We start from the raw sequence: 2815 nt of genomic DNA, 5'->3' as shown, positions 1-2815 counted from the left end.
CCCCAGCCGGTGCCGTCCGCCGACGCGGCGAACGACTTGCAGCGGCCGTCGGGGGCGAGGCCCCGCTGCCGGCTGAACTCGGCGAACGAGGTGGGGGTCGGCATGACCGTCACGCCGCCCGCGAGCGCCATCGTGCACTCGCCCTGGCGCAGCGCCTGCACGGCGAGGTGCAGGGCGACGAGCGAGGAGGAGCAGGCGGTGTCGACGGTGACGGCGGGGCCTTCGAAGCCGAAGGAGTAGGACAGACGGCCGGAGGCGACGCTCGCCGCGTCGCCGGTCATGACGTAGCCCTCGACGCCTTCGGCGCCGTTGAGGGTGGTCGAGTAGCCCTGGGTGGAGAGGCCGACGAAGACGCCGGTCTCGCTGGCGCGCAGGGCCGACGGCACGATGCCCGCGCGCTCGAACGCCTCCCAGGAGGTTTCCAGGAGGAGCCGCTGCTGCGGGTCCATGGCCAGGGCCTCGCGCGGGTTGATGCCGAAGAACTCGGGGTCGAACTCGTCGGCGTCGTGGAGGAAGGCGCCGGTCGTGACGTACGTCAGGCCCTCGTCGCCGTCCGTGGCGGCACCGTCGCCGTCGAAGCCCGCAGGGGCGGTGACGTCCCAGCCCCGGTTCACGGGGAACCCGGACAGGCCGTCCGCACCGGTGGACACCATGCGCCACAGGTCTTCGGGCGACCGTACGCCGCCGGGGTAGCGGCAGCTCATCGCGACGATGGCGATGGGGTCGTCCTGCCCGGCCGCCGGATCGGCGGTGCTCCGTGCGGCGGCCGGGGCGGCGCTCTCCGGGAGCGAGCCGAGGAGTTCCGTGCGCAGATGTCCGGCGAGGGCGACGGGGGTGGGGTAGTCGAAGACCAGGCTCGCCGGGAGGCGCAGCGCCGTGGCGGCGCCGAGCCGGTTGCGGAGTTCGACGGAGGTGAGCGAGTCGAAGCCCAGCTCCTTGAACGCCTTGGCCGCGTCGACGGATTCGGGCGACGGGTAGCCGAGGACGGCGGCGACGTCGGCGCGTACGAGGTCGACGAGGAACTGATCGCGCTCCTCCTCGCCGAGCCTCGCCAGGCGCTCGGCCAGGGACTCCTGGCCGTCGGCCGCCGGGTCGCCCGCCTGCGCGGCGGTGGCGCGGCGGACCTGGGCGCGGATGAGGGCGCGGAACAGCGGGGGCACGTCGGCCCCGAACTGCTGCCGGAGGGTGTCCGTGTCCAGCTTCATCGGGACGAGGGCGCCGTCCGGCTGGGCCAGGGAGGCGTCCAGGAGGGCCAGGCCCTCCTCCGCCGACAGCGCGCCCTCGTCGAGGGCTCCGGCCATGCCGCCCTGATCCGCCCACAGACCCCACGCCAGCGACGTCGCGGGCAACCCCTGCGCGCGGCGGTGCTGGGCCAAAGCGTCCAGGAAGGCGTTGGCAGCCGCGTAGTTGGCCTGACCCGCACTGCCCAGCACACCGGCCGCCGAGGAGAACAGCTCGGGGGTCGAGGAGAACAGCACGAACGCCGACAGATCAAGGCCGGCCGTCAGCTCGTGCAGGTTGACAGCCGCGTCCACCTTCGGCCGCAGCACCGTGTCCAGCCGCTCCGGCGTCAACGCCGTCACCACACCGTCGTCGACCACACCCGCCACATGCACCACGGCGGTCAGATCAGCGCGCACCCCGTCCAGGACCGCCTTGAGCGAATCACGGTCGGCCACATCACAGGCCGCGATGGAGACACGCGCGCCCAACTCCTCCAGTTCCGCCCGCACTTCCCCCACACCCGGAGTGTCCTCACCCCGACGCGAAACAAGGAGCAGATCCCGTACGCCATGATGCGCGGCCAGATGCCGGGCCACGACCCGCCCCAGCCCGCCCAGCGCGCCGGTGACCAGCACCGTGCCCCGGCCGTCGAACACCGGCGGCAGCGTCAGCACCACCTTGCCCACATGCCGGGCCTGACTCAGATAACGGAACGCCTCCGGCGCCCGCCGCACATCCCACGCCTGCACCGGGAGCGGCTCCAGCACCCCCTGCTCGAACAGGGACAGCACCTCCGCCAGCATCTCCCGAATACGGTCGCGTCCGGCGTCGATGAGGTCGAAGCTCCGGTAGGTGACGCCGGTGTGCTGCTCGGCGATGGTGTTCGGGTCGCGGAGGTCGGTCTTGCCCATCTCCACGAAGCGCCCGCCGCGCGGCAGCAGCCGCAGCGACGCGTCCACGAACTCCCGCGCCAGAGAGTTCAGCACGACATCGACGCCCCGGCCTTCGGTCCTCTCAAGGACCGACGCCTCGAAGTCCAGGTTCCGGGACGACGCGATACGAGAGTCCTCAACCCCCAACTCCCGTAGCACGCCCCACTTTCCGGCGCTCGCGGTGCCATACACCTCCGCACCGAAATGCCGCGCCAGCTGCACCGCCGCCATGCCCACACCACCGGCAGCCGCGTGCACCAGAACCGACTCACCCGCCTCAAGACCCGCCAGGTCCCGCAGCGCGTAGTAGGCCGTCAGGAACACCGTCGGCACCGACGCGGCCTGCGCGAACGACCAGCCCTCCGGCATCCGCGCCACCATGCGGGCATCCGCGACCGCCAGCGGGCCGAACGCGGCCTCCAACAGGCCGAGGACCCGGTCGCCGACGGACAGGTCGGTCACCTCGGAGCCGACCTCGACGACGACACCGGCGCCCTCGGTGCCCATGACCGCGTCGCCGGGGTACATCCCCAACGCGATCAGCGGGTCACGGAAGTTGACACCCGCGGCGCGCACCTCGACCCGCACCTCGCCCGCGCCCAGCGGCCTGCCGCCGGACACCTCGGCGTCCTCGGCCACCGGCAGCAGCGCCAGATTCT

The 2815-nt window shown here is 72.6% G+C and carries 1 protein-coding gene; it reads right to left on the bottom strand.

What is annotated here, in order from left to right; all coding sequences use genetic code 11:
- On the bottom strand, positions 1–2815 hold a 2815-nt coding region (locus STRAU_RS32510; protein WP_158692177.1), incomplete at both ends, for a type I polyketide synthase.

This window comes from Streptomyces aurantiacus JA 4570 (assembly GCF_000414115.1).
GTDB lineage: Bacteria > Actinomycetota > Actinomycetes > Streptomycetales > Streptomycetaceae > Streptomyces > Streptomyces aurantiacus_A.
Note: the sequence above shows the minus strand (reverse complement) of the source record. Positions and strands in the feature narration are given on the sequence as shown.